The 26,092-nt window shown below is 72.7% G+C and carries 20 protein-coding genes; 4 read left to right on the top strand and 16 right to left on the bottom strand.

Annotated elements, in window-relative coordinates; translation table 11 throughout:
- Positions 1–259 precede the first annotated feature (259 nt).
- On the bottom strand, positions 260–4,447 hold the full coding sequence (locus tag ACSRUE_RS30565; protein WP_441286660.1) for a serine/threonine-protein kinase: 4,188 nt from the start codon (positions 4,445–4,447) through the stop codon (positions 260–262).
- Between the two features lies 1 nt (position 4,448).
- Positions 4,449–5,276, bottom strand: coding sequence for a hypothetical protein (locus ACSRUE_RS30570; RefSeq protein ID WP_441286661.1), 828 nt, complete (start codon positions 5,274–5,276; stop codon positions 4,449–4,451).
- Between the two features lie 781 nt (positions 5,277–6,057).
- Here ACSRUE_RS30570 and ACSRUE_RS30575 point away from each other — a divergent pair.
- Entirely contained in the window at positions 6,058–6,438 is a 381-nt protein-coding gene (locus ACSRUE_RS30575; protein ID WP_441286662.1) for a CBS domain-containing protein, read from the top strand.
- Positions 6,439–6,472: 34 nt separating this feature from the next.
- Here the strand turns inward: ACSRUE_RS30575 and ACSRUE_RS30580 are convergent, their stop codons facing one another.
- From ACSRUE_RS30580 to ACSRUE_RS30620, 9 genes are all read right to left on the bottom strand, one after another.
- Positions 6,473–7,285, bottom strand: a complete 813-nt coding sequence (locus ACSRUE_RS30580) for a metallophosphoesterase family protein (RefSeq protein WP_437746962.1) — start codon at positions 7,283–7,285, stop codon at positions 6,473–6,475.
- A gap of 14 nt (positions 7,286–7,299) precedes the next feature.
- The gene (locus ACSRUE_RS30585) at positions 7,300–7,647 is read right to left on the bottom strand and encodes a BolA family protein (RefSeq protein ID WP_441286663.1); all 348 of its coding nucleotides are present in this window, start codon (positions 7,645–7,647) and stop codon (positions 7,300–7,302) included.
- Positions 7,648–7,770: 123 nt separating this feature from the next.
- A complete protein-coding gene (locus ACSRUE_RS30590; protein ID WP_441286664.1) occupies positions 7,771–9,258 on the bottom strand; it encodes a hypothetical protein in 1,488 nt (495 codons plus the stop codon).
- Positions 9,259–9,383: 125 nt separating this feature from the next.
- A complete protein-coding gene (locus ACSRUE_RS30595; RefSeq protein WP_441286665.1) occupies positions 9,384–10,400 on the bottom strand; it encodes an ABC transporter ATP-binding protein in 1,017 nt (338 codons plus the stop codon).
- Positions 10,397–11,410, bottom strand: a complete 1,014-nt coding sequence (locus ACSRUE_RS30600; protein ID WP_441286666.1) for an ABC transporter ATP-binding protein — start codon at positions 11,408–11,410, stop codon at positions 10,397–10,399. Before ACSRUE_RS30600 ends, ACSRUE_RS30595 begins: the two co-directional genes overlap by 4 nt.
- A gap of 52 nt (positions 11,411–11,462) precedes the next feature.
- The gene (locus tag ACSRUE_RS30605) at positions 11,463–12,515 is read right to left on the bottom strand and encodes an ABC transporter permease (protein ID WP_441286667.1); all 1,053 of its coding nucleotides are present in this window, start codon (positions 12,513–12,515) and stop codon (positions 11,463–11,465) included.
- 2 nt (positions 12,516–12,517) lie between these two features.
- Positions 12,518–13,438 carry an ABC transporter permease gene (locus ACSRUE_RS30610; RefSeq protein ID WP_441286668.1) on the bottom strand — a complete coding sequence of 307 codons (921 nt, stop codon included), beginning with the start codon at positions 13,436–13,438 and terminating at the stop codon, positions 12,518–12,520.
- A gap of 272 nt (positions 13,439–13,710) precedes the next feature.
- On the bottom strand, positions 13,711–14,070 hold the full coding sequence (locus tag ACSRUE_RS30615) for a glutaredoxin (protein ID WP_441286669.1): 360 nt from the start codon (positions 14,068–14,070) through the stop codon (positions 13,711–13,713).
- A gap of 200 nt (positions 14,071–14,270) precedes the next feature.
- Complete coding sequence (locus tag ACSRUE_RS30620; protein WP_441286670.1) at positions 14,271–15,239, bottom strand: quinone oxidoreductase family protein; 969 nt, start codon at positions 15,237–15,239, stop codon at positions 14,271–14,273.
- A 120-nt stretch (positions 15,240–15,359) separates the two neighbouring features.
- On the opposite strand from ACSRUE_RS30620, the gene ACSRUE_RS30625 reads away from it, so the two are divergent.
- Positions 15,360–16,871, top strand: coding sequence for a GH1 family beta-glucosidase (locus tag ACSRUE_RS30625; protein ID WP_437767776.1), 1,512 nt, complete (start codon positions 15,360–15,362; stop codon positions 16,869–16,871).
- Between the two features lie 6 nt (positions 16,872–16,877).
- On the opposite strand, the gene ACSRUE_RS30630 is transcribed toward ACSRUE_RS30625, so the two are convergent.
- A complete protein-coding gene (locus ACSRUE_RS30630; protein WP_441286671.1) occupies positions 16,878–17,711 on the bottom strand; it encodes a class I SAM-dependent methyltransferase in 834 nt (277 codons plus the stop codon).
- Between the two features lie 304 nt (positions 17,712–18,015).
- On the opposite strand from ACSRUE_RS30630, the gene ACSRUE_RS30635 reads away from it, so the two are divergent.
- Positions 18,016–18,420 (top strand): hypothetical protein, encoded by a 405-nt coding sequence (locus ACSRUE_RS30635; RefSeq protein WP_437553661.1) that lies wholly within the window; start codon positions 18,016–18,018, stop codon positions 18,418–18,420.
- Positions 18,421–18,628: 208 nt separating this feature from the next.
- Here the strand turns inward: ACSRUE_RS30635 and ACSRUE_RS30640 are convergent, their stop codons facing one another.
- On the bottom strand, positions 18,629–19,567 hold the full coding sequence (locus ACSRUE_RS30640; RefSeq protein ID WP_441286672.1) for a fibro-slime domain-containing protein: 939 nt from the start codon (positions 19,565–19,567) through the stop codon (positions 18,629–18,631).
- A gap of 254 nt (positions 19,568–19,821) precedes the next feature.
- The gene (locus tag ACSRUE_RS30645) at positions 19,822–20,538 is read right to left on the bottom strand and encodes an SDR family oxidoreductase (RefSeq protein WP_441286673.1); all 717 of its coding nucleotides are present in this window, start codon (positions 20,536–20,538) and stop codon (positions 19,822–19,824) included.
- 49 nt (positions 20,539–20,587) lie between these two features.
- Here ACSRUE_RS30645 and ACSRUE_RS30650 point away from each other — a divergent pair, with 49 nt between their 5' ends.
- Positions 20,588–21,487, top strand: coding sequence for a LysR family transcriptional regulator (locus ACSRUE_RS30650; RefSeq protein WP_441286674.1), 900 nt, complete (start codon positions 20,588–20,590; stop codon positions 21,485–21,487).
- A gap of 27 nt (positions 21,488–21,514) precedes the next feature.
- Here ACSRUE_RS30650 and ACSRUE_RS30655 read toward each other — a convergent pair whose 3' ends face one another.
- Positions 21,515–23,923, bottom strand: coding sequence for a glycoside hydrolase family 31 protein (locus ACSRUE_RS30655; protein WP_441286675.1), 2,409 nt, complete (start codon positions 23,921–23,923; stop codon positions 21,515–21,517).
- A complete protein-coding gene (locus tag ACSRUE_RS30660) occupies positions 23,920–26,055 on the bottom strand; it encodes a peptide ABC transporter substrate-binding protein (protein ID WP_441286676.1) in 2,136 nt (711 codons plus the stop codon). Before ACSRUE_RS30660 ends, ACSRUE_RS30655 begins: the two co-directional genes overlap by 4 nt.
- Between the last annotated feature and the right edge of the window lie 37 nt (positions 26,056–26,092).

The raw sequence follows: 26,092 nt of genomic DNA on the forward strand, positions 1-26,092 counted from the left end.
GGAATGAGCTCGTCTGATCACCTGTCACCTCTGATAGAGTATTTGTTTAATTCGAATCAAGCAGAACTCACAGGCTCTCAGCGCCACAAGCACCTCGCGCATCCTGGACAATCGGAAGGCCGGTGTCCTCCCCTTCACGGGTCACGTCGGTCCAGGCGGCGCGACAGGGCATCAGCGCGGGGGCGCCCAATGCCCATGTCGCGGGGAGGGCCGGGGACACGCGGGCGGGCGAGGCGGAGGGCGCGCGCCCTCGGGGCGGCTAGGTCGCCGTGGCGCCGGAGACGATGCGCGCGTTCTCGGGCACCGCGGTCAGGAATCGCTCGCGCCGCCGCGGGTCCGCGATCCGCCGCGCCCGCGCGAGCAGGAGCTCCCTGGCCTCCGAGAGCACCGCGGACGCCTCGCCGTGGGCGCCGGACGCCGCGAGCGCCTCGGCGTAGGCGAGCCGCACGAGCGACTCGCCTTCTTCCAGGGATCCGAGCGCCGCGAGCTCGCCGAACGCCGCCCGCGCCGCGCCGAGCGCCGCCGCGACCTCGCCCGCGGCGAGCAGCGCCCGCGCGCGCACCGCCACGGCGGCCGCGCGCAGCCGGGGGGCCACGTGCAGCGCCGCCTCGGCCGCGCGCGCCTCCCGCTCGGCGGTCGCGGCGTCGCCGGAGAGGAGCGCGATCTTCGCGAGGTAGGTCCGCGCCACGCCCTCCATGCGGAGGTCGCCCCGCTGCTGGAACGCCTCCACCGCGCGCCGCTCGACGAGCTGCGCCTCGTCGAGCTTGCCGAGCTGCCCGAGCGCGTGGCCGAGGTTGTGGAGCGCCACCGTCTCGAGCTCGCGCAGCCCCATGCGGTCGGCGGCCTCCAGGGCGGCGCGCAGGACGGACTCGGCCGCCCCGAGCTCGCCGAGCTCGGCGTAGATGAAGCCGAGGTTCGCGCCGATCACGCACGCGCTGCGCCTGTCCCCGGCCTGCTCGAAGGCCGCGAGCGCCGCCTCCAGGCCCTCGAGGCACGCCTCGGGATCGCCGCCGGCCGAGGCGCGGATCGCGCGGAGCTGCTGCGCCATCGCGACGAGCTCGGCGTCCGGCGGCGGAGGCGCGCGGAGGTCCTCGTCGATGCGCGCGAGCAGCGCGCCGGCCTCGGCGTAGCGGCCGCCGAAGACGAGCTGCGCGCCGCACTCGCAGAAGCACGCGATCCGGGCGCGGCGCAGCGCGGCGGCTCCGGAGGACAGCGCTGCGGGCGCGGCGGAGGCCGGCGCCGGGGGCGCGGCGGAAGGCGGCCCCGCCGACGCCGCAGACGCCGGCGCCGGCGGCGCGCAGGACGGCGGCGCAGCGGACGCATAAGAGGGCGGCGCCGCCGACATCCCCTCGGCGACGGCGGCCCACCGCGCAACGCGGTCGACCGCACCGAGCTTCCCGGCCGCGGCGGCGATCTGGGTGACCGCCCGGAACCACCCGGCGCAGCCGGCGGGGAGCAGCTCGGCCGCGGACGCGCCCAGCTCCTCGGCCGCCGCGAGGTCGCCCGTCCAGACGTTGACCTCGGCCGCGACCAGCCGGAGCGCGCCGAGATCCTCGCCCTCGGCGCCGCACGCCTCGCCGCACGCGGCGCGCTCGAGCGCGGCGCGCAGGTCGTTCGCCTCGAGCGACTGCTCGGCCGCGCGGCGGTACCAGCGCACCGCGCGGCCGGGCTCTCCGCCGCGGCGGAAGTGCTCGGCCACGCCCCGCGGATCGGCGGAGGCGCTCCGCTCGAGCCACGCGCCCGCGAGCCGGTGGCCGAGGGCGCGGTCGCGCTCGGTCAGCATGGCGTACGCGGCCTCGCGGACGAGCGTGTGGCGGAAGACGTAATCGGCGGCGTCGGCGAGGCCCGCCGACGCCGAGGCCGGCGCGACGAGCTCGCGGTCGGCGAGCGCCGTCAGCCAGGCCTCCACGTCGGCGAGGCGCTCCTCGCCGCCGAGCAGCGCCGCGACGCCGCGCTTCGAGAAGCGATCGCCGAAGATGCTGGCCGCCCGGAGCACGCGCTTGCCCTCGTTGCCCTCGGCGTCGAGCCGCGCCTCCACCGTGCCGAGCACGGAGTCGGGCAGGAGCTCCTCCTTGCCGCTCGCGACCGCGCGGATGAGCTCTTCCAGGTAGAACGGGTTGCCGCCGGCGCGCTCGACGAGGCGCGCGACCACGCCCTCGGGCACAGGCTCGCCGAGCGCGGCGCGCACGAGCTCCGCGCTCGCGCGGCGCGGCAGCGGTCCGAGCTTGATCGTCTGCACCTCGCGCTCGGCCCACAGGCTCGGGAACAGCCGGTGGACGTCCGGGCGCGCGAGCGCGAGCAGGATGAGCGGGAGCTCGCGGAGGTTCCGCAGCGTCGCGTCGAGCAGGCGCACGGTGGCGGCGTCGCCCCAGTGGAGGTCCTCGAGCGCGAGGAGCACGGGGCGCGCTGCGCACTCGGCGGCGAGCCAGTCCTCCCAGGCGGCCCCCACGCCGTCGCTCATCCCGGTGGCGCTCTGGCGCGCCGCCCGCACCATGCGGGCGTGCTCCGGCGACGGCGCGCCGCTGATCTCGCCGAGGAACGCCGCCGCGCGATCGAGCGCCGGGCCGCCCAGGTGACGCCCGAGCCGCTGCTTCAGCTTGCGCTGCCGCGCCCACGCCGGGTCGCGCGCGCGGAGGCCGGCGGCCCGGCAGAGCACGTCCGCGATCATGCCGAACGGCGAGCCGGGAGAGCCCGAGTCGGCGCGGCCCCAGAAGATCTCGATCGGCTCGTCCCGCTGCCTCAGGGCGGCGAAGAGCTCCAGGCGGAGCCGGGACTTGCCGGCGCCGGGCGGCCCGAGGACGAGCACCGCGCTCGCGAGCGACTCGGAGATGCAGCCGGCGAGCACGCCGTGGAGCATCGAGAGCTCGCGGGCGCGGCCGACGCACGGGGTGCGCTTCCCCAGCAAGGCGGGGGCGATCTCGTCCACGGCGCGCTCGCCGTAAAGGAAGAGCGGCCCGCCCGGCGCCGAGGGCGCGGCGTGCGCGACGATGAAGCGCGGGCCGAGCATGTCGGCGGTCGCGCCGTCGATGCGCACCGCGCGCACCTCGCGTTCATCGAGCGCCGCGCGGAGCTCGGCGAGGCCGCGGTCGATCACGTCGCCCTCGGCGAGGCCCGCGGAGAAGACGCCCCGCCCCGTGATGACGCAGAGCGGTGCGGCCGGGAGCTCGGTGCGGAGGGCGAGCGCGCACTGGGCGGCGCGCTCGGCGCGATCCACGGCGCTGCCGGGGCCGGACATCATGACGATCTCCACGCCCGGGACGAGCTGCGTGAGCCTGCCGCCGTGGACCTCGACGAGCGAGCGGATCTCCGCGGCCCGCGCGCTCGACGTGGACGGCTGCGACCTGCTCGATCCGGGCGGCAGCTGCGACCTGCGCGAGGCGGGCGGCGGCGACCTGCCCGATCCGGGCGGCGGCTCGCCAGGGGCCTCCTGGGGGGCCTGCGGGGCGGGCTGCGGCGCCCGGGCTGCGCCGTGGCCGGGCTCGCCGAGGAAGACGAGGCTCACGACGCGCTGCTCGCCCAGGGTGAGCGCGGCGCGGTCGCGCGGGGCGAGGCCGTGGGCCGGGGCGTCGGGCGGCGCGCCGCCCGCGAGCGTCGGCGCGTCGGGCGGCGCGGTCCACCCGCCCCGCATCGCGGCGATCCGGTCGAGCTCGGCCGCGACCTCGGCGCCGTCGCGCGGGCGGTCGCCGGGCTGCCTGGAGAGCATGCGCGCGACGAGCTCGTCGAGCGGCGCCGGCGCGTCCGCGCGCACGTCGCGGAGGCGGGGCGGCCTCATCAGCAGCACCCTGCTGAGCGCGGCCATGGGGCTCGCGCTCGCGAAGGCAGGCCGGCCGGCGAGGCACTCGAAGAGGACGCACCCGAGGGAGAACACGTCGCCGCGCGGGTCGGGCACGCTGTGCGCCTCGACCTGCTCCGGGGCCATGTACCCCGGCGTGCCGAGGACGCCGCCGGTGACGGTGACGCGCCCCGCGTCGCTGCTGGGCCGCGCGATGCCGAAGTCGACGAGCTTGACCCGCCCGGCGTCCCCGCCCGGGAGGAAGAGGTTGCTCGGCTTGATGTCGCGGTGGACGATGCCGCGCGCGTGCGCGAACGCGAGGGCGTCGGCGGCCCGGCGCACGAGCAGGAGCCCCTCGCTCGCCGGCAGGACGCGGCGCGCGAGGCGCGCGGCGAGGTCCTCGCCGTCGAGCCACTCCATGGCGAGGTAGCGATCGCCTTCCGGGGTGCCGCCGTGCGCGACGTAGCGCACGATGCCCGGGTGGACGAGCGCGGCGAGGAGGGCGGCCTCCCGCTCGAACCGCTCGATCTGGATCTCGTTCCTCAGCCGGACGATCTTGAGGGCGACCGCCGCGCCGCCGAGGCGGTCGTACGCCTTGTAGACGGTGCCCATCCCTCCGGAGGCGGCCTCGCCCTCGACGACGAAGCGCCCCGCGATGATCTCCGCGTGGCCCACTTCAGCGCAGGAACACGGTGATCGAGCCGGGGTTCGGCGTCCTCTCGACGGTGAGCTTGCCCGAGCTGCCGCGGATCTTGCCGCGGCAGCTCGGGAAGCTTCCGTCGCTGTCCGGCCTGTCGCACAGGCTCTCGCACGAGCCGGCGATCTGGATCGCGCACGTCTCGAGCGAGGGCCCGCAGGCGCGCGCGAGCGACGACGGCTCGGGGGGGAGGCACGCGTGGTAGCGGCGCTGCGGCGCGAAGATGTTGCCGTAGTAGGTGGCCTCGCGCCGCGGATAGGCCGCGCGCTCGACCTTGTCGGCCTGGAGCTCCTCGCGATCTCCGCGGACGGAGATGTTCACCTTGTGCCCGAGGTAATTGACGCGGGCGAGGACGCAGCCGCTGACCCAGGACCGGCACGCTTCGTCGCAGGCGCCGCCCTCCTCGCCCCAGCTCGCCGCGAGGCCGAGCTCCCCTGGGAAAGAGTACTCGTCGCCGTTCACGGCGACGGTGAAGCCTTCACCCGCGGGCAGCGCGCAGCCCGCGACGTACTTCAGCAGGGTGCGCGCGGCCGGGTCGCGGAGCGCCTCGGCCGTGAGCGGGTGGCCCGAGAGCGCCTCGGCCGTGAGCGCGTTCGACGTCAGCGCCTTCGACGCCAGCGCGTTCGACGTGAGCGCGTTCGACGTGAGCGAGTTCGACGTGAGCGCGTTCGCCGTCTGGGCGGCCTGGGACGCGGCGTCCCCGGCGTCCTCGGCCGGAGCGTCCGGATCGAGCGCCACCGCGCACGCGCTCGCGAAGAGCGCCGCGATGGCCAGGAGGAGTGCAGCTAGCTTCGGCGAATGCTCCATGGATAACACCCCCCTGGGATGCCCATGAGCGCATGGCCCACGAGCTCCCGAAACGACCGGCGCCGAGGCGCGGGCCAAGGGGTACGCGCATCGAACACCGGCGCGTGATCTTGTTCAGATGCACGAGCCGCGAAGAAGCCCACGAGTCGGAGCGGCCGATGGGGCCATCTCCGCTACAGAGACAAATGGAAAGATGTCACTGATACTCCGCCGGGCAAAGACCGACGCGCACGCAATGGTCTCTTTTTTTGTGTCGCGGCGCGATCGCTCTGTTGGCGTTGTTGCGGCGCTGTCGGCGCGAGACTCCTGCTCTGTCCAAGGCATCATGGACAGCGATGCTGGCACCGCGGACGGAGGCGTGATGGGGTGCGGTCGAAGTGCAATGGTGGCGACACGATGGCATGTCGCCGACAGCCGACCTCCTCGCCGGGACGCGCCCGGAGAGGCGCTCGGCGGGCTCGATCCATCCGAGCGGGCGACGGCCTGGGCCTGCGCCTTCCGGGCCCCGCCGTCCACTCCCTGAGCTCCCCCGGCGAGCCCGCTGGCCGCCGGGGCAGCCGGCAGGGAGGCGCCGGGGTCGTCCGAGCCGGCCGGTGCGTTGCGCCCCCCGGCCGTCCGCAGCGGTCGCGCGACGGAGGGCGGGGGCGTTGGGGGGGCGTTGGCGTTGGGGCGAAGGACGGCGGCTGGACGGGCTGCTCGGCGCGGTGCATCGGCGCCCTTGACGTCGCTGCGTGCTGATCATTACATGCCCCGGACCATGAAGGGCCATGCGCGCAATCTGATGACCGAGCGCGTTATCGCTTTGGAGCAGGGCACGCCGGTCATCGACATGTTGCAGCTGTTCGCCAACCATCGCCTGAGCGGCGCGCCGGTCATCGACGAGGGGCACCACATCGTCGGGTTCGTCAGCGAGACGGATCTCCTGGGCGTGCTCCTGCGCAAGGAGTCCGCGGGCATGACGGCTGCAGACGTGATGAGCACCCCGCCCATCTGCGTGGACGAGTTCATGCCCACGGACGAGGTGATGACCCTGCTGCGCGCGAACCGGATCCACCATCTGCCGGTGGTGCGCGAGGGGCGCCTCGTCGGCATCATCACGCCGCAGGACATCCTGCGCTATTTCGTGGAGTCCGTGATGCCGCTCCCGCCCAGCTCCGCCTGACCTATCCAGTTTCCGCTCGGGCGCTCTCCGCGCCTTACCGCCGGTCGAACTGGTACCGCGCCCGCTCCGCGCCCTCGATCTCCACCACGATGCGCTTCGGGCCGAGCCGCACGACCGCGTGCGCCGCGGCGGGGCGGCCCGGCGCGTCGTCGTCGAGGTTCTCGATCAGGCTCTGGAGCGTCACGTACGGGATACCGCGGATCACGTCGAGGTGGTTCCAGTGCAGGTGGCCGTTGAAGACGGCGAGCACGCCGTGCTCCTCGAAGAGCTTCCGCATCGCGCGTCGCTCGCGCACGAGGCAGATGTGCGGGCTCCCCTCGAACCAGCGGTTGCCCCGGAGATCCTGATCGGCCGCGCTGTGGTGCATCAGCACGATCTTGGGCAGCGGGGACGCCGCGAGGTCCTCTCCGAGCCAGGCGAGCTGCTCTGGCCCGAGCGAGATGTCGTGATCCTTGCGCTCGCGCGTGTGAAGGACCGTGAAGTGGAAGCCGCCGCGGTCGAAGGCGTAGTGGAGCCGCGTCGCCTCGGGTCTGCCCCAGGCGGACAGCAGCTCGGCCTCGCTCAGGTGGATCACGTCGTGGTTGCCGGCGACGTGGAAGAGCTCGGCCTTCAGGCCGCCGAGCGCGGCCATGCAGGCGCCGTAGCGCTCCCGGTCGGCCTCGGGCCCCTCGTCCTCGATGTCGTCGCCCAGGTTCACGACGAGATCGGGCCGCGTGATCTCGTTCATCCGCCTCACGAAGGCGCGGGTCAGCTCGGGCGCCTCGCCCGTGAGCTTGCGCAGCTTGCCCCCGAACGACGCCTCCGGGCCGAAGTGCAGGTCCGAGACGAGGGCGACGACGAGCTCCATGCGCGCCTCGCCGCTCAGCCCGACTTGGCGCCGGGCTCCGGCGCCTTGGAGCCGCCCAGGCACGGGGGAGAGCGGAAGTCCGCGCCCCCCTGCCGCTCCCACTCGTCCGGCGTCATCGCGCGGATCGTCAGGGCGTGCAGCCCGGAGCGGAACTCCTCGCGCACCAGCTCGTTGACCCGGCGGTGGCGATCGAGCGGGCTCAGCCCCCGGAATGCCTCGCTCACCACGAGCACCTTGAAGTGGGTCTCCGAGCCCACCGGCACGCTGTGCATGCGGCTCTCGTTCTCCACCTCGATGTGCACGGGATCGAGCGCGCGAACGAGCTTGCCGTGGATCGACTCCTGCTTCGTCCCTGTCGTCATGGCCGCGCGAAGCTTACCCTCCGCCGCGCCGCCGGTCACCCGTGGGGCGCGGCTTCTCGCCCGCAGAGGGATCGCCCGGCGCCCTCGCCAGCGGATGAGCCGCCCGGCGCGCCCGGCCGGGCGTCACTTCGCCTGGGGATCGGCGCGCGGCAGACCTCGCTCATCGAACAGGAGCGCGATGTCGACGTGGAACTGCGCTCTTCGAGAGGACGGCGGTGCTTGATGGGAGCTCGGCGGTGCTTGATGGTGGTGGGAGCTCGGCGGCGCGCGGTGGGAGCTCGGCGGCGCGCGGTGGGAGCTCGGCGGCGACGTGGAATGACGGCCGTGCGCCTCGCCGTCCTGCGAGCCCATCGCGAGCACCCCCCGCTGCGGGGGTGCCGCGCCCGGCTGCAGGCCGATGCTCGCCTCCCACGGCTGCGCGTCGCGCTGCTCCCACGGCTGCGCGTCGCGCTGCTCCCACGGCTGCGCGTCGCGCTGCTCCCACGGCTGCGCGTCGCGCTGCTCCCACGGCTGCGCGTCGCGCTGCTCCCACGGCTGCGCGTCGCGCTGCGCGGCAGGCGACGGAGGCACCTGCCGCGGAAGCGCATGCGTCGCCGGCGTGTCCCGACGTGGAACCACCCCGCCCTGCTGCCGCGAGCGCGGAACGGCCTGTTGCGACAGCGGCGCCGACGTCTCTCGCCGTGCAGACGTCGCGGCCGGCGCATCCCGACGCGCGTACGCCCCGGCTTGCTGCGAGCCGGCCACCGGCGTATCCCGCCGCGCGTATGCCTCGACCGGATGCGAGCCTGCCAGCGGCGTATCCCGCCGCACGTACGCTCCAGCCGCCGGCGATGCCTGCGCCGGCCTGGACGCGTCCCGGCGCGCAACCGCCGGGCCAGCGGCCGGCTGCGGCGGGAGCGGCGTCGGAGCGGGCAGCTCACGGCGCGCCCGCGACGAGGGCGGCCCCACCATGACCCCCAGGCGCTGCGGCACCGGCGCCTCGCGCGGGCGGTGCGCCGCCTCCCCCGGCGCCTCCGCGCGTGAGCGCTCCGGCCGCTGCGCAGCCACGGCAGCCGCCACGCGCTCGCGGTACGCGAGCTCCTGCGCTCCCGCGCTTCGCGGCTCCTGCGCGCCCGCGCTGCGCGGCCCCGAGCGCGGCAGCGGCGTCGCCTCGGGGTCGCGCCGGGACGCCGGGTCCGGCTTCATCACCCCGATGGTCAAGCGCTCCGACCGCGGCACCGACGCGCTCTCGTCCGCCGGCATCATCGAGTAGCGACCGGGCGTCTGCTGCCGCGAGCGCTGCTTGCGGCTCTCGCGCGCCGCCGTGGCCAGCAACGCCCCGAGCTCGTCTGCCACCATCGCCTCGTCGACCCGCACGAGCGTGCTGACCACGTCGCGCGCGATCTCCTCGAACGCCTCGGGAGCGAGCGCGTAAGTCGACGACGTGACCACGATGACCACCGGCCGACGCTCCTCCGCGAGCGCGGCGGCCATCGATACCGGGCACGCCTTGACGATGATCCCCACATCCATCGCCGCCGTCTGGCAGCGCTGGAGCAACGCCTGATCGCCGCCGATGAGAAGGGCCGTCGGGATCTGGGCGCGAAGCGTGGCGTCAGAGATTCGCGGCATCGGTCCAAGGATCCTAACCCCGCTACTGCACGCAGAGGTCAGGAAAATCCTGTCATCGGACATTCCACGTCATGTCTGGACAACGGGCTCAGCCGATGTGGGGTATTGCGCGCCGCCGGATCACATCACGGATGCGTAGGTGACGTGGGCAGCTCGGTGAGATGGCAGGCGGCCCAGTGCCCAGGGCGACGCTCCTCCAGCGGAGGGGCCTCGGCGCTGCACCGGTCCATCGTATACGGACAGCGTGTGTGAAAATGGCACCCTGACGGCGGGTTCAGCGGACTCGGCACTTCGCCGACGAGGGGCAGCCGGCGGCGCGTACGCTCGACGTCGGGATCCGGGATCGGGATCGCCGACAGCAAGGCCTGCGTGTACGGATGTTGCGGTGAACGGAAGAGCTCGTCCGGGCGAGCGCGCTCCACGATCCGGCCGAGGTACATCACCGCGATCTCGCTTGACAGGTGGCGTACCACGGCGAGGTCGTGCGCGACGAACACGTACGTGAGCGAGAGCTCGCGCTGGAGCGACGCGAGCAGGTTGACGATCTGGGCCTGGATGCTCACGTCGAGCGCGCTGACCGGCTCGTCCGCGATCACGAGCTTCGGCTTCAGGGCGAGCGCGCGGGCGATGCCGATCCTCTGCCGCTGGCCGCCGGAGAACTCGTGCGGATAGCGACGCATGTACGAGGGCGAGAGCCCCACGAGCTCCATGAGGCGCGCCACCTCGCGGAGCGCCTCGTCGCGCGACGAGACGAGGCCGTGGGTGGAGAGCGGCTCGGCGATGAGGTCGTGGACCGTCATGCGCGGGTTCAGGCTCGCGTACGGGTCCTGGAAGATCATCTGCATCTCGCGGCGCGCCTTCCGCAGCGCGCGCGGATCGAGCGTCAGGATCTCCCGGCCGTCGATCTTCACGCTCCCCGACGTGGGCGGGACGAGGCGGAGGATGCCCCGGCCCGTCGTCGACTTGCCGCAGCCGGACTCGCCGACGAGGCCGAGCGTCGCGCCGCGGCCGACGTCGAACGAGACGCCGTCGACCGCGCGCACCGTGCCGACCTGCCGCTGGAGCAGGCCGCGACGCACCGGGAAGTGGACCTTGAGATCGCGCACCGAGAGCAGCGGCGGGGGGGGTACAGCGGTGGTCATGGCGCTCGTCCTGCGACGTCCTCGACGTGGCACCGCACGACGTGCAGCGCCCTCCTGTTGCCCTCGCCCGAGACGACGCGCGGCGGCGGCGCCTCCTCCCGGCACGCCGCGATCGCGTGCGCGCAGCGCGGGTGGAACGGGCAGCCCGGCGGCAGGCGCGCGAGCGAGGGCGGCATCCCGGGGATGGGCACCAGCTCCCCGCCGCGCGCGTCGTCGAGCCGCGGGATCGAGCGCGACAGGCCGATGGTGTACGGGTGCCGGGCGGCGTGGAAGATGGCGCCGACGGGGCCCTCCTCGACGATGCGCCCGGCGTACATGACCGCGACGCGATCGGCCATCTTCGCCACGACGCCGAGGTCGTGCGTGATGAGGAGGACGGCCGCGCCGAGCGCCTCCTTCCGCTCCCCGATCAGGTCCAGGATCTGCGCCTGGATCGTGACGTCGAGCGCCGTCGTCGGCTCGTCGGCGATCAGCAGATCGGGGTCGCACAGGAGCGCCATCGCGATCATCACGCGCTGCCGCATCCCGCCCGAGAGCTGGTGCGGGTGGTCGTCGATCCGCGACGCCGCCGCAGGGATCCCGACCGCCTGCAGCATCTCGACGCTGCGCCGGCGCGCCTCGGCGCGGCCCATGCCGCGGTGGAGCTCCAGCACCTCGATGAGCTGCTCGCTCACCCGGAGGTAAGGGTTCAGCGACGTCATCGGGTCCTGGAAGATCATCGCGATCCGGTCGCCGCGGACGCGCTCCATCCGCGCCTCGCTCGCCTCCACGAGGTCCTCGACGACGCCGCCCTCGGACTCGAGCAGGATCTGGCCGCCGACGATCCTGCCCGGCGGGTCGGGGATGAGCCGCAGGAGGGAGAGGCTCGTCACGCTCTTGCCCGAGCCGGACTCGCCGACGATGCCGAGGACCTCGCCGCGATCGAGGCTGAAGGAGATGCCATCGACCGCGCGGACCACCCCCTCCTCGGTGAAGAAGTGGGTCTTCAGGTTCTTGACCTCGATCAGCATGGTTGCATGGTCCGTGCCGGCGCGCGCGTCCGGAGGAGGAGCGCGGCGCCCTTCAGTCCTTCCGGATGCGAGGATCCAGGGCGTCGCGGAGCCCGTCGCCGAGGAAGTTGAAGCAGATCAGCGTGAGCGCGAGCATCAGCGCCGGGAAGATGAGCTGCCAGGGGAAGAGGTCCATCGCGTCGGCGCCGGTGGACGCGAGCAGGCCCCAGCTCGACAGCGGCTCCTGCGTGCCGAGGCCGAGGAAGCTCAGGAACGCCTCGGTCATCATCACCTCGGGGATGGTGAGCGTCGTGTAGACGATGATCGGGCCGACCGCGTTCGGCACGAGGTGCCGGAAGATCAGCGCGGCGTGCCCGACGCCGATCGAGCGCGCCGACTCGATGAACGGCTGGCCGCGCAGCGCGATGACCTGGCCGCGGACGATGCGGGCCATGGTGAGCCAGGAGATGCCGCCGAGGGCCGCGAAGACGACGACGATCTGGAAGATGGGGAAGTAGCTCGGGTCCGACGGCTCCTTGACGAAGAGGCCGAGCGCGACCTTCCAGGCGCGGTAGAGGGCCGTCTGGTCGTTCGCGAAGAAGACCATCAGCAGGATGACGAGGATGAGGAACGGGAACGTGTAGAGCACGTCCACGATGCGCATCATGATCGCGTCGACCTTGCCGCCGAAGTACCCGGCGATCCCGCCCCAGCTCACGCCGATGACGAAGCTCACGAGCGTCGCGACGATGCCGACGGCGAACGAGATGCGCCCGCCGAAGAAGACGCGGGCCATCAGGTCGCGGCCGAAGTAGTCGGTGCCCATCCAGTGGGCGAGCGATGGGGGCTGCGCGCCGAGCTTGAGATCCGCCTTGTCGTACCGGTAGCTCGACAGCTCGGGGACGAGGACGCAGGCGAGGATCATCGCGATGAGCACGACGCCGCAGGCGACCGCGGCGCGGTTCTTCCGGAGCCGCCGCCACGCGTCGCGGCCGAGGCTCGATCCCTGCTCCAGCGCGTCGAGCCGCAGCGGGCCGGCCGGGCTCGGCGCCGCGCCGCCCGCGCCGCCAGGGGCGGCGGGCGGATCGCCGGGGGCGGCGGGCTGCGGGAGGGCGGCGTGGAGCATGGTCAGCGCAGCTCCACCCGCGGGTCGATGAAGGCGTACGCCACGTCGACGATCGCGTTGAAGAGCATGAGCAGGAAGCCGTAGACGAGCATGACCCCCATCACGAGGTTGTAGTCGCGGTTCGTGGCCGCCTCGACGAAGTAACGGCCCATGCCGGGGATGTTGAAGATCTTCTCGACGACGAGGGAGCCGACGAGCAGGCCGCTGAAGCCGGGGCCGAGGAAGCTCACGACCGGGAGCAGCCCGCCCCGGAGCGCGTGCTTCAGGACGACCTTGCGCTCGGAGAGCCCCTTGGCGCGGGCGGTGCGGATGAAATCCGAGCGGATCACCTCGAGCATCCCGCCGCGCGTCAGCCGGGCGATGTAGGCCGCGACCGGGAGCCCGGCGCAGATGACCGGCAGCACCATGTGCCGCCACGTCTCCCAGCGCGCCACCGGGAACCAGTAGAGCTTGAGCGAGAAGACGAGCATGAGCAGCGGGGCGAGCACGTACCGCGGCACGCTGAGGCCGACCATGGCGACCCCCATGGCCGCCGTGTCCTTCCAGGTGTTCTGGCGGATGGCGCCGATGATGCCGAGCGGGATGCCCGTCACGAGGGCGAAGAGCATCGCCCAGCACCCGAGCTGCATCGACACGGGCAGGCTGAGCGCGATGATCTCGTTGACGGTGCGGTTCGGGTACTTGAACGTCGGGCCCAGGTCGCCTCGGGTGACGAGCGCAAGGAGCCAGTCGCCGTACTGCTTCAGCACCGGATCGTTCAGGTGGTACTTGGCGTCGAGCTGCCGCTGGACCTCGACGGGCACGGCCCGCTCCTGGTCGAACGGGCCGCCCGGCACGATGCGCACCAGGACGAACACCAGGGTGGCGACGAGGAAGAGCGTGGGGATGATGGAGAGCAGCCGCTTGATGGCGTAGGAGCTCACGGCGCGCCGCCTCCCGGCCGCCCGGCCGCGCCGTTCGCCTCGTCATCCCGCCGCCTTCCGTGGATCCCGAGCGATGTCACGAGGTGCCTCCGTGCTGCCATCCTTCAGCGCGGCGACCGCCGCGATCGCCGCGAGCGCGCGCCGCGACCTCCCGCATATCACGGAACCGCCGGTCGACCGCGGCGTTTCGCGCGGCACGTCGCGCCGCGCGAAGCGCCGCGGTCGAGGCGGCCTGCGCGCTGTGTCCCGCGTTCATCCGCGCCTGTTCGCGGCTACCCCTTGAGCTTGCCCTGGTCGCGGAGCTTCACGAGCTCCGCGTAGCCGCCTTCGAGGACCCCGCCGACGAACACCATCGGGAACGTCGGAAAGCCGGACCAGAGCTTGATGGCGAGCCGCTCCTTCCACCTGGAGAGGTAACTCCCGTACTCCAGGTAGGTATATTTCACGCCCTCTCCGTCGAGCAGCTGGCGCGCCTTCTTCACGAAGGGATTCTGGGCCATCCCGACGAGGACCACCCGATCGCGGCTCACCGCCGCCGCGACCTCGTCGACGATGGACCGATGAAATCCGGCGATCTGCGACTTCACCGTGTCCGAGAGCTTCTCGGGAGCAAGCGTGGGACGTTCGGCCATGGAATGAGCACCTCCGCGCCGGGAGCGTAGCGGCCCGAAGACGACACGGTCAACGGCCGGATCGGCCGGAGACCGCTCGCGTACAGCGCACGTCCGCGCGCCTGAGAGAGAACCAGCGAGACCCGGAGCTCCCGCAGCGGGGCCGAACTCCCCAGCTCCTCCGCGCCTCGAATCGCGCCTCCGTGCGATGGTTCCGTCCGCTACGGGATGAGCAGCACCTTCCCCGTCGTCGCCCGCCCGGCGAGCGCGCGGTGCGCCTCCGCGGCCTCGGCGAGGGGGTACGTGGCGCCGATCGAGATCGTGAGCTCGCCGCGCGCGATCGCGCCGAGCACGTCGGCGGCGCGCTCGAGCAGCTCCTCGCGCGTCGCGGTGTAGTGGCCGAGGCTCGGCCGCGTGAGGTAGAGCGACCCCTTCTGGTTCAGGATCTGCGGGTCGAACGACGGCACCGGGCCGCTCGACTGGCCGAAGAGCACCATCGTGCCGCGCAGGCGGAGCGCGCCCAGGCCCTTCACGAACGTGTCGCTCCCGACGCCGTCGTAGACGACGTGGACGCCGGCGCCGCCCGTGAGCCGGCGCGCCTCGGCCTCGAAATCGGCCTTCGTGTACAGGATCACCTCGTCGGCGCCGGCGTCTCGCGCGAGGCGCGCCTTCTCCTCGGTCGAGACGGTGCCGATCACGCGCGCGCCGAGCCGCTTCGCCATCTGGCACAGGAGCAGGCCGACCCCGCCCGCGGCCGCGTGGATGAGGCACGTGTGGCCGGGGCCGAGCGGGAACGTGGAGCGCACGAGGTACTGCGCCGTGATGCCCTGGAGCATCGCGGCCGCCGCGCGCCTCGCGCCGACGCCCGCGGGCACGGGGACGAGCTTCGCGGCCGGGATCCGGACGTGCGTCGCGTACGAGCCGGGGCCGCCGGTCCACGCGACCTCGTCCCCTTCCCTCACCTCGGTGACGGACGGGCCCACCGCCTCGACGCGCCCCGCGCCCTCGAGGCCGAGCGGGATGGGCGGATCGAGCTTGTACTGGCCGCTCCGCTGGTAGATGTCGATGAAGTTCACGCCGGCGGCCTCGACGCGGACCACGGCTTCCCCTGGGCCCGGCGCGGGCGTGGGGAGCTCCTCCAGCGTCATCACCTCGGGGCCGCCTGCGGCTTTCGGTCGGATCGCGAGCATGCCGCCCATGTTGTCGAGGCGCGCTGGGCCGTCAAGCCACCGGCGCGATCATCGACCCGCATCGAAGCCGACGCGCATCGAACCCATTGCTGTCCCGCGCACGCCGTGGATGATGCCTCCATGGCTCTCCATCCTTCCGAGTCGCTCTCCGCGAGCAACGCCTCTCCCGCGTCGCCCTCGTCCGCGCCCCCGCCTGTGACCGCCGCCTCGGCCGGCCTAGGCCGAGCAGACGCGACGGTCGCGCCGTTTCCCGCGGACTTCCTGTGGGGCACGGCCACCGCGGCCTACCAGATCGAAGGCGCCGCCAGCGAGGATGGCCGGACGCCCTCCGTGTGGGACGTCTTCTCGAAGACCCCCGGGAAGGTCTTCGAAGGGCACACCGGAGACGTCGCCTGCGACCACTACCACCGTTACAAGGAGGATGTCGGGCTGCTCGCCGAGCTCGGGGTCAAGAGCTATCGCTTCAGCGTCTCGTGGACGCGGGTCCTCCCGGACGGCACCGGCAAGGTCAACCCGAAGGGGCTCGACTTCTACGATCGCCTCGTCGACGAGCTCCTCCGCGCGGGCATCGTGCCCATGTGCACGCTCTTCCACTGGGACTTCCCCCAGGCGCTCCAGGATCGCGGCGGGTTCCTCCAGCGCGACGTCGCCGACTGGTTCGCGGACTACACGACCGTCGTCGCCCGGCGGCTCGGCGATCGCGTGCCCTGGTGGGTGACGCAGAACGAGCCGCAGGCGTTCATCGGCAACGCGCTCCTCAACGGGGTCTTCGCCCCCGGGCTCAAGCTCCCTTACCGGGAGTACCTGACCGCCGCCCACAACCAGATGCGGGCGCACGGCAAGCAGGTGGACGCCCTGCGCGCCGCGGCCACGGCGGCGAAGATCGGCTACGTGCTCGCCACCCAGGTGCAGCGCCCGGCGACCGAGGATCCGGCGGACATCGAGGCGGCGCGCGAGGCGATCTTCTCGGTCTATGACAAGCACCCGTGGAACAACGCCTGGTGGATCTGTCCGGTGCTCGAGGGGCGGTATCCGGAGAGCGGCCTCCGGCTCTTCGGCGACGACATGCCCGAGTTCCCCGCCAGCGACTTCGACCAGATCAAGCGGCCGATCGACTACCTCGGGCTCAACATGTACTCGGCGGGCACGTGGCGGCAGGGCAAGGACGGCAGGCCGGAGCGCGTCGTCTCCCCGCCGGGCTACCCGCGCGGGACGCTCGACTGGCTGCAGATCGTCCCCAGCACGCTCTACTGGGGATCGAGGTACTTCTGGGAGCGGTACAAGCTGCCCATCGGGATCACCGAGCACGGCCTGGCGACGCGGGACCAGGTCTTCCTCGACGGCAAGGTCCACGACCCGAAGCGCATCGACGTCATGCACCGGTACCTGCTCGGCCTGGCGCGGGCGGTCCAGGAGGGCGTCCCGGTCGTGGGGTACTGGGCCTGGTCGCTCCTCGACAACTTCGAGTGGGCCGAGGGCTACAAGGATCGCTTCGGGCTGGTCTACGTCGATTACGCGACGCAGCGACGGATCCCGAAGGACTCGTTCTCCTGGTACCGAGAGGTCATCGCGACCGGCGGGCGCTCGCTCCTCGGGCCGACCGCCGTCGCGTGGGACAACGTGACCGGCTGATCTTGGTCAGCCGGGTTTGCGGCCGATCGCGATGTTCGCCGTCACCGGGACACGCACGGCCCCGCCTGGTTCGGCGAAGGGCTCGATGACGGCGCGCAGCGGGCCGCGTAGCCGAGCGCGCCCATCGCCGTCCAGCGCGACGTAGAGGGGCATGAAGCGCAGGATCTCGTCGAGATCCGCCATGAGCTGGTCCACCGAAGCGCCGCCCCATGCGCCGTCGACCGCGTGCACGGCGACCTCGCCGCACCCGGCCCCGAGCATCTCGGCCTTCAGGCCCTCCGGCGAGCACAGCACCGTCATGCCCTGGGGCGGCGGATGGATCGGCGCGTCCGGGAAGGTGCGGCGATAAGCCTCCACGAAGAGCGGCCCCGGGCCCGCCCCCTCCGGGCTCGACCAGGTCGCCACGATGATCCGGCCCCCGGGCCGGGTCGCGCGGACGAGCTCGGCCATGCCGCGGCGCCAGTCGGGAAACATCATGACGCCGAAGACGGAGCAGCTCACGTCGAAGGTCGCGTCCTCGACCTCCAGCGCCTGCCCGTCCATCACCCGCGCCTCGCTCCCTGCGAAGGGCTGCAGTCGCTCGCGCAGGCGCGCCGCCATGCCGCGCGAGATATCTGTCGCGAGCACGCGCGCGCCCGCCTCGGCCGCGGCCAAGGTCAGGGCGCCCGTCCCTGCGGCGACGTCGAGCAAGCGCTCGCCGTGCCCGATCCCGCCCGCGAGCGACAGCGCCGCGCGCGCGAAGCCCGACGTCAACGGCTCGGCCCAGCGCTCGTAGCTCGCCGCCAGGGCGGTCCAGCGCGCTTCGTCGCTGAAGTTGAGTGGTTCAACGCGGTTGGTCATCGGCCAATCCTCTCTTCATCGATCATGGGAGAGGAGCCTGTCACCGTCCCAGGAGCGCGTCACTGGCGGCGCTTTCGGTGGATCTGGCCTCTTTTTCGATCGCCGCACCTCTCCCGCGGCCACGCCACGCCGAGGGCGGCGCGCTCCGCAGGATTGTCGCTGGCGCCCTTTCGTGCTCCCCTGGTGATCGCGGAGGAGCCCCGTGGCATCGGTCGCTCCCTCGCCGGCGCGACGCGCAGCTCGGGGTCCTCCCCCCACGCTCCGCCGACCGCCGGCCCGTCAACGCAGTCGTGTGGAGGCTCCCATGTCGATCGCCGGTCCCCTCTTAGGAATCGTGATCACCCTCGTCGTGCTGGGCGTCATGGCCGTGGTGTTCGTCACCGTCTTTCTGCCCATGATGAAGAACGCGAACAAGATGCTCGCGGGCGCGAACGAGATGATCCAGGCCCAGACGGCGGCGGCCAACCTCCGCATGACGGGCCTGCCCGCGCAGGCCCGCGTGCTCGTCGTCCAGCCCACCGGCACGATGATCAACTACCAGCCGCAGTGCCGGGTCGACCTCGAGGTGTATCGCCCGAACGCGCCGCCGTACCGCGCGGCCATCCTCGCGGTCATCCATCAGATGGCGATCCCGCGCGTGCAGCCGGGCCTCGTCGTGCCGGTCAAGATCGACGCCGCCAACCCCAACAACATCGCGCTCGACGTCTAGAGCGGCGGTCACCCGCTTCGGATACGGGCCCATCTCGACGTTTTCGGTGCTCAGCGCCCTTTCGTGCGCTTGCGCGCCGAAAACGCCGATCTGGACCCGTCTCCTGTGCGGGTGACCGCCGCTCTGCGACGCTTGTACCTGGGGCGGGTGGGAGCGGTCGGATGCCGGGCTCAGGCCTGCGCGACGGCGCGGCGCGAGCCCGGGGGCCTCACAGCGGGACGTCGACGGGCACGAAGCAGGAGATGTTGGTCTCGATGCGGAAGTTCGACCCGTCGGTGTGCCGCTCCGCGTGGAAGATGTCCATCGCGTAGCTGTTGCCCGGGAAGATGCCGAGATCCTGGGCCTGGGCATCGAAGTCGATGACCCCGGTCTCCGGCCCGTGCATGCTGCCGAGATCGAGCGCGAGCTTGCCGTTGATGAAGATCCAGATGTCGTCGTCGCCCCGGAAGGTGAACGTCTGACCGGCGACGTAGCCGAACATCAGGTGGATCTCGGTGGTGAAGAGGAAGTTCTGTCGTTTGCCGTTGTTGGGCGGGGTGATCCCGAACCCCTCCTCCGGCGCCAGCGGGAAGAAATCCGCGCTGTCGAACACGTACTGCCCAGATCCGGGCGACGACTCCGCGAGCGCGAGCTCCTTGGTGAACGTCATGTTCACGCCCGCCGCGTCCCGGTACCACTGGTTGAAGCTGTCCTCGCTCGTGATGGTCTTCTGATTGCCGACCCCGTCCCTGCAGCCGAGCGGCGTCTCCATGTCCGCGAAGCAGCCCACGGAGTCGAGGAACTGCGGCTTCAGGTCGCCGTCGAGCGTCGGCTTGATGAGCTGGCGTCGGACGACGTCGCCCCTGAAGCTGGCCATCTCGAAGTCGGGGTGCGTCTCCTTGAAGTCACGATAGGTGACGTCGAGGACGCTCTTGCAATCGCTGCCGTCGGCGCCGCCGGCGCCGGTGGTCACGTTGCCCCCCGTGATGGTCCCGAAGTCGTCGCCGGTCGAGCTGCTAACGCCGCTCGTCGGCGTCCCGCTGCTGCTCGCGGGCGTCCCGCTGCTGCCGCCGGATCCGGAGGTGGGGCCGCTGCTCTCGTCGGGCGCCGAAGAGCACGCCAGGGCCATGGCTGCGAACGTCAGAAGAAAGAAAGAACGAGGGTACATTGTGCACTCCTAGAGAGCAGTAGCACAACCATATTTCGTGGCTTTTGTCAACCACGTCTCATGGCGATCGCGTGGTGAAGCGTTGCGGCAAGCGTTGCCGCAAGCTCGGGGAACATGCCTTGTTCGATGGACCAGGCGGTGGCTGCGGCGCGCCTCCCTCGCTCCCCGCGCTTTTCTTGCTTCTCTCGCTCGCGGGCCCTGGTTTCGCGTTGCGCACCTGTCGAATCCGGCCACCTCCCTGGGCGGGCTCCGGCTCAGACGAGGCGGTGTCCCCCGTCGATGCGCAGCACCTCGCCGGTGGTGAACCCGTTTCCCATGAGGAAGAGCGCGGCATGGGCGATGTCCGCGGGCGCGCCGACGCGCCCGACCGGGAGGCGGCGCGCGTGCTGCGCGAAGCGCTCCTGCTTGGCGCCGCCCGCGAGGGAGTCCCAGACCGGCGTGTCGACCCAGCCCGGCGACAGCGCGTTCACGCGCACCGGCGCGAGCTCCACGGCCAGGGCGCGCACGAGCGCCATGAGCGCGCCGTTCACCGCGGCCACGACCGCCCCGCCGGGCCCCGGCCGCTCGGCCGCGATCCCGGCCGTGAACGTGAGCGAGCCGCCCGGCTCGATCCGCGCGTGCTTGGCGACGTGGAGGGCCGCGACGAGCTTCGAGTCGATCACGCGGCGCGCCGCGGCGATGTCCAGCGCGCGAATCGGCTGGTAATGCCCCTCCACCGCCGTCACCACCACATGGCGCGCCGGCGGATGCTCGTTGAACAGACTCCGCACCTCGGCCTCCTGCGTCGCGTCGGCCGCGAAGGTGCGCACCCGGCGCGGCTCCCCGAGCTCGGCCGCGGCGCGCGCGAGGCGCTCGCGCGAGCGGCTCACGACGGTCAGAGACGCGCCGCGCTCGAGGCAGGCCCTGGCCACGCCGAGGCCGATGCCCGACGAGCCACCGATGACGACCACATGCTGATCTTCAAGGTGCATGATCGAGGCGTAGCGCGCGCGCGTCGGGCAAACCATGGGATGCTGTGGCATGCTCCATCCCATAAGCGGGATGATCTCCCTCGAGGACGTGCGGCTCTTCGCGGCCGTCGCTCACCACCTGAGCTTCGTGGAGGCGGCGCGGCGCACGGGGGTGCCCACGAGCACCGTGAGCCGCCGGGTGGCGCAGCTGGAGGAGGCGCTGGGGGTGCGGCTGCTCCAGCGCACCTCACGCCGGGTCGGCCTCACCGGCGAGGGCGCGCGGCTGATCGAGCGCGCCGGGCCGCTGCTCGACGAGCTCGGCTCCGTCCTCGACCGGGCCGCAGATCGAGAGGACGAGCCCGCGGGCAGGCTCCGCGTGACGGCGCCCGTGATGACGGGCGCGCAGCGGATCGCGCCGGCGCTGTTCTCCTTCGCCGCCCGGCACCCGCGCCTGTCGCTGGAGCTCACGCTCACGAACGCGGTCGTCCCCCTGGTCGAGGAGGGCATCGACCTCGCCTTCCGCGCCGGGCCCGTTCAGGACGCCGACCTCGTGGCGCGGCGGATGTGGTCGCTCCCGTACGCGCTGGCCGCGTCGCCGCGCCTCGTGAAGGACGCGCTCGAGGGCCGCTCGCGGCTCGCGCGCGCGTCGCTCGGGTCCGTGCCCGCGGTCCTGAGCCACCCGGGCGCCGCATGGCGCCTTTGCCGGCGGGACGGCTCCGTCGAGGAGGTCCGGCCGCGCGCGCAGTTCTGCGTGAACGACCCGCGGGTGGCGATCGCCGCCGCGGCGCAGGGGCTCGGCGTGGTCTGCGCGCCCCGCGAGGTGATCGAGCAGCAGGGCAAGGCGCTCGTCGAGCTCACGATCACGGGGCGCACGGTCGAGCCCCGCGAGCTCTTCGCGGTGTACCCGTCGCGGCGGCTGCTCTCCACGCGGGTGCGGATGGCGATCGACTGGGTGATGAAGCACCGCTGACCGCCACGGCGCGCGGCACCGCCGCGATCAGGGCACCTGGAGCTCGATCCGCTGCCAGTCGGCCGCGACCTCGATCTCGACGCCCCCGTCGATCGCGCGGTGCGACCTGGCCCCGACCACGGAGCGCGGCGCCGGCACGCCGTGGACGTGGATCGTCTCCACCGCGCGCGCGAGCGGCAGATCGCCCGTCGCGCTGCGCTCGAGCGCGAACGTGGCGCCGTCGAGGCCGCCCTCGATCCGGGTGACGCGCGACGCGCCGTGGCCGTCGCCCTCGTCCTCATAGAGGTGGCCGCTCACGCGCTCCGCCGCGTGGACGTGCCATGTGATCTCCTCCCAGCTCGCGCTCGTCGTGTGCATCCGAGGCGCGGTGAGCGCCACCGCGCCCCCGGCGCGCAGCCACACGGGGACCACCCCGAGCGGCGCATCGGCGATCACGTGGCGCCCGCCCTGGTCCACGCTCCCCGCGCGCTCCAGGTTCGCGAAGTCCATCCATGCGCCGGCGGGCAGGTACACCAGCCGCTTCGACTGCCCTGGCCGCACCACCGGCGCCACGAGCAGATCGCCGCCGAACAGGAGCTGATCGAACGCGTGGAGCGCCTCGGGGTCGCCCGGTGCCGCGAAGGACAGCGGCCGCAGGACGGGTATCCCCGTCTCCGCCGCCTCGTGCATGAGCGTGTACAGGGCCGGCAGGAGCCGGTAGCGCCGCTCGAGCGCCGCGCGCGCGAGGCCGAGGTACGGCTCGCCGAAGCGCCAGGGCTCCTGCGCCGGCCTGCCCCTCGCCGCGTGGTTGCGCATCAGCGGATAGAACAGCCCCGCCTGCATCCAGCGCACGAGCAGCTCGCCGTTCGCGCGCCCCGTGAAGCCCGGGATGTCCGCGCCCACGAACGGCACGCCCGAGAGGCCGAGGCCGATCAGCATCGGGATGGATGCCTCCAGGTGCGTGAAATTGCTGGCGAAGTCGCCGGTCCACACCGCGGCGTAGCGCTGGATGCCGGCGAAGGCGGCGCGCGTCAGCACGAAGGGGCGCCGCTCCGGCGCGTGGCGCGCGAGGCCCTCGTGGGCGGCCCGCGACATGCCGAGTCCGTAGACGTTGTGGACCTCGAGGTGGCGCCGGGCGCCGTGGCGCGCGTCGTCGGGGAGCGTGCTGCCCTCGATGGCGCCGAGACCCGCGGTGCGCCCGCCGCTCGGCGCCGGCAGGCCCCTGTCGGGGCGGACGGAGAAGCACGCCGGCTCGTTCATGTCGTTCCAGATGCCGGCGATGCCCGCGTCGACGAACGGCTTTTGCAGATCACCCCACCAGCGCTGCACCTCCTCGCGCGTGAGATCGGGAAAGACCGCCGGGTCGGGCCATACCTCTCCCACGAGCGGGCCGCCGCGAGGCAGCCGGACGAGGTAGTCTCGCGCTCTCGCCTCGTCGTAGACGGCATATCCCTCGTCGGCCTTGATCCCCGGGTCGACGATCGTCACCAGCTTGACGCCCTCGGCCGCGAGCTCGCGCGCGAGCCGCGCCGGGTCGGGGAAGCGCGAGCGGTCCCAGGTCCAGACCCGATAAGCATCCATGTAATCGATATCGAGGTGGACCACGTCGAGGGGGAGGCCGCGCGACCGGTAGCCGCGGACGACGCCGCGCACGTCGTCCTCGGTCTCATAGCCCCAGCGCGACTGGTGCGCCCCGAGGCTCCAGAGGGGCGGCATGGCCGGGCGACCGGTGAGCGCGGCGTAGCGCCGGAGGACGTCGGCCGGGTGCGGGCCGGCCAGGAGGTAGACGTCGAGCTCGGGGCCCCGCGACTCCCATTCGATGCGGGTCGGGTCGTTCAGGGCGATATCGACCTCCGAGCGCCACGGCTCGTCGAGGAAGAGGCCCCAGGCCACCCCGCCGCGGAGGGCGATGAAGAAGGGAATCGAGGCGTAGAGCGGGTCGGACTCCACGTGCGGCGGGAAAGCGTCGGTGTTCCAGAAGGTGAATCGCAGGCCGCGCTTGTCGAGCGGGCCGACCTTCTCGCCGAACCCGAGGTAGGCCTCGCCCGGCGGCGCCGCGAGCGAGAGCCTGGAGCGGAGCTCGTCCACGGGGAACGCCGGCCGGACCTGCCCCGAGACGGCCTCGCTGCGCGCGAGGGCGCGGCCCGCGGCGTCGCTGAAGGCCCATGTGCCCGACGCGAGCGAGACCTCGAGAGAGGCGCCCTCGGCGCTCACGTGGAGCGTGTCCCCCTCGCGGCGCGCGGAGAGCGGCAGCGCGCCGTCTGCCACCACGGCGAAGGAGTGTTTGGGCGGCTGCTCGGGGTGCGTGAAGCTGGTCACCGCGGACGAGGGGGCGTGGCGCACGCGCAGCACGCCGGGGCCTGGACAGCGGATCTCGACCGCGGCGCGGGCGCCCCAGAGGAGCACGTGCGTCGCGCCGATCGAGGCGTCGGTGAGGACGCTGCGCGCGCCCGTCATGGCCCCCCGAGCCGCCCCGGCGGCGGCAACTCCAGCACGGGCGGCGGCTCTCCGGCCGGCGCCTTCTGCCAGTCCGGGTCGATCCAGAGCCATTTGATGAGCTGCGTGTTCCGCGCGTTGGGGATGAACCCCCTCACCCACGGCTTCACCAGGGTCGGCTTCTCCTCGAAGTAGAGCGGTATCCTGCACATGCCGTCGAGCGCCCGCCGCTCGGCCGCCCGGAAGCGCCGGATGCTGTCCCTGGGATCGGCCGTCGCGGCCGCCTCGCCGACCGCCTCGTCGAACTCCGCGTCTGCCCAGCCGGTCCGGTTCTGGGGGCTCTGCGACAGGAACGTCCCGAGCCACGTCTGTGGATGGTTGTAGTCGGCCAGCCAGCCGAGCCGGATCACCTGGAAGTTGCCGTCGCGGAGGTCCTTGAGCATCACCCGCCACTCCTCGCTCCGCAGCGTCGCGGAGACCCCGAGGTGGCGCTTCCACATGTCCTGGATGGCCACGGCGACCTGCGCGTGCCCCTCCCCCGTGTTGTAGAGGATCTCGAGCGGCGGAAACCCCTTCGCCCGCAGCTCGTCTCCCTCGCGGGCGACCTCGTACCCGGCCTCGGCGAGCAGCGCGCGGGCGCGCGCCGGGTCGTGGCCGACCTCGGGGCTCGAGAACGGATCCACGCCACGCGCCCTGTCCTCCGCCGCCTGCTCGGCGTAGCCGGATCCGGTGATGTCGGGCACGTAGTGGGTCGCCGGCTTCCCGACCCGCGTGATCTTCTCGACGAGCTCCCGCTTGTCGATCGCGAGGTTCAGCGCCCACCGGACGCGCGGATCGTCGACCGGCGGCTTCCTCGTGTTGAGCTCGTAATACACCGTGGAGAGGAACTCGCTGCGCCGGAGATCCTTCTTCCCGGACAGCCAACCGCGGTGGTCGTACGGGAGCTCGCAGTTGTCTCCCAGGTAGTCGATGTCCCCCGCCTTGTAGAGCTGCAGGGTGGCGTTGTACTGGGCGATCTCCATCCAGACGATCCGGTGGATCCTGAGCGCGTCGTGGCCCCAGTACGCCGGGTTCCGGTTCATCGTGATCTCGTACCGGAACTTCCACTCGTCGAGCCGATAGGGCCCGTTGACCACCATGTTCTCGGGGCGAAACCAGAGCTCCGGCTCGCCGCGCGCCTCGAACGGCTCGACGACGTCGCGGCGCACCGGGAAGAGCGTGACGAAGCTCGTGAGATCGGTGAAGTACGGCGCCGGCTGCTCGAGCTCGACGTCGAGGGTCAGGTCGTCGCGGGCCCGCACGCCCACGGCGGTGTCGTCGTCCACGAGCGAAGACGTGGCGACGAACCCGGTCGCCCCGCCGGAGCCGGAAGGCGGCGCGGTGCGAGCGCCTTTGGCCGCGGCGGGGTCGTACGTCGGGAGGCTCGCGTGGGGCGCGACCAGCGCGTACGCGGCGGCCTCCACGGGCGCGAGCAGGCAGCCCGGGAGGAAGCCGCGGCCCGCCGGCCCCTCGATCTCGAACCAGCGATCGGCCGCGCCATTGCAGGCGACCGGCGGCCCGGCCGCGAGGAGCGCGACCTCGGTGCCCCGCCACCCGCCGCCCGGGGTGGCGTCGCGCGGCGCGGGCGGCGGGGCCGCGCCGGTCGCGTCGAACGAGAGCCGCTCGCCGGCGCCGGTCGCCTCGTCGGGCTCGGCGTACGTCACCGAGGTCACCCCCGTGGGCGGCGCCGGCAGGGGCGCCACCGCCGACGTCACCCGGGCGGGCGACTGGCCGAGCACGACGACGAACGCTCCTCCGGGCAGATCGAGCGCGGGCGGCGCGTCGGGGCGAGGCGCGCGGCGCAGCGTCGCGCCCTCGCGCAGCGCCTTGAGCTTGCCGAGGTTGAAGAGCTCGCCGTTCTTGAGGATGTGCAGGTTCGTCGCGGCGAGCGAGGCCGTCGACGGGCGCAGCACGCGCTTCCATGCGTACTCGAAGTCGTGCGCCGTCACCGGCTTGCCGTCCGACCAGCGCGCCTCCGGCCGCAGGTGGAACCGGAAGAACCGGTTGTCGTCGCTCCGCTCCCAGCGCGCCGCGACCCCCTGCGCCGCGTGGAGATCGCCGGGCGCGTAGCTGGTCAGCCCCTCGAACATCTGGTGGAGCAGCGTGATGCTCACGGAGTCCACGGCCTTGCCTGGATCGAGGTACTCCGGC

It is taken from the genome of Sorangium sp. KYC3313, from assembly GCF_052075895.1.
Lineage (GTDB): Bacteria > Myxococcota_A > Polyangia > Polyangiales > Polyangiaceae > Sorangium > Sorangium cellulosum_B.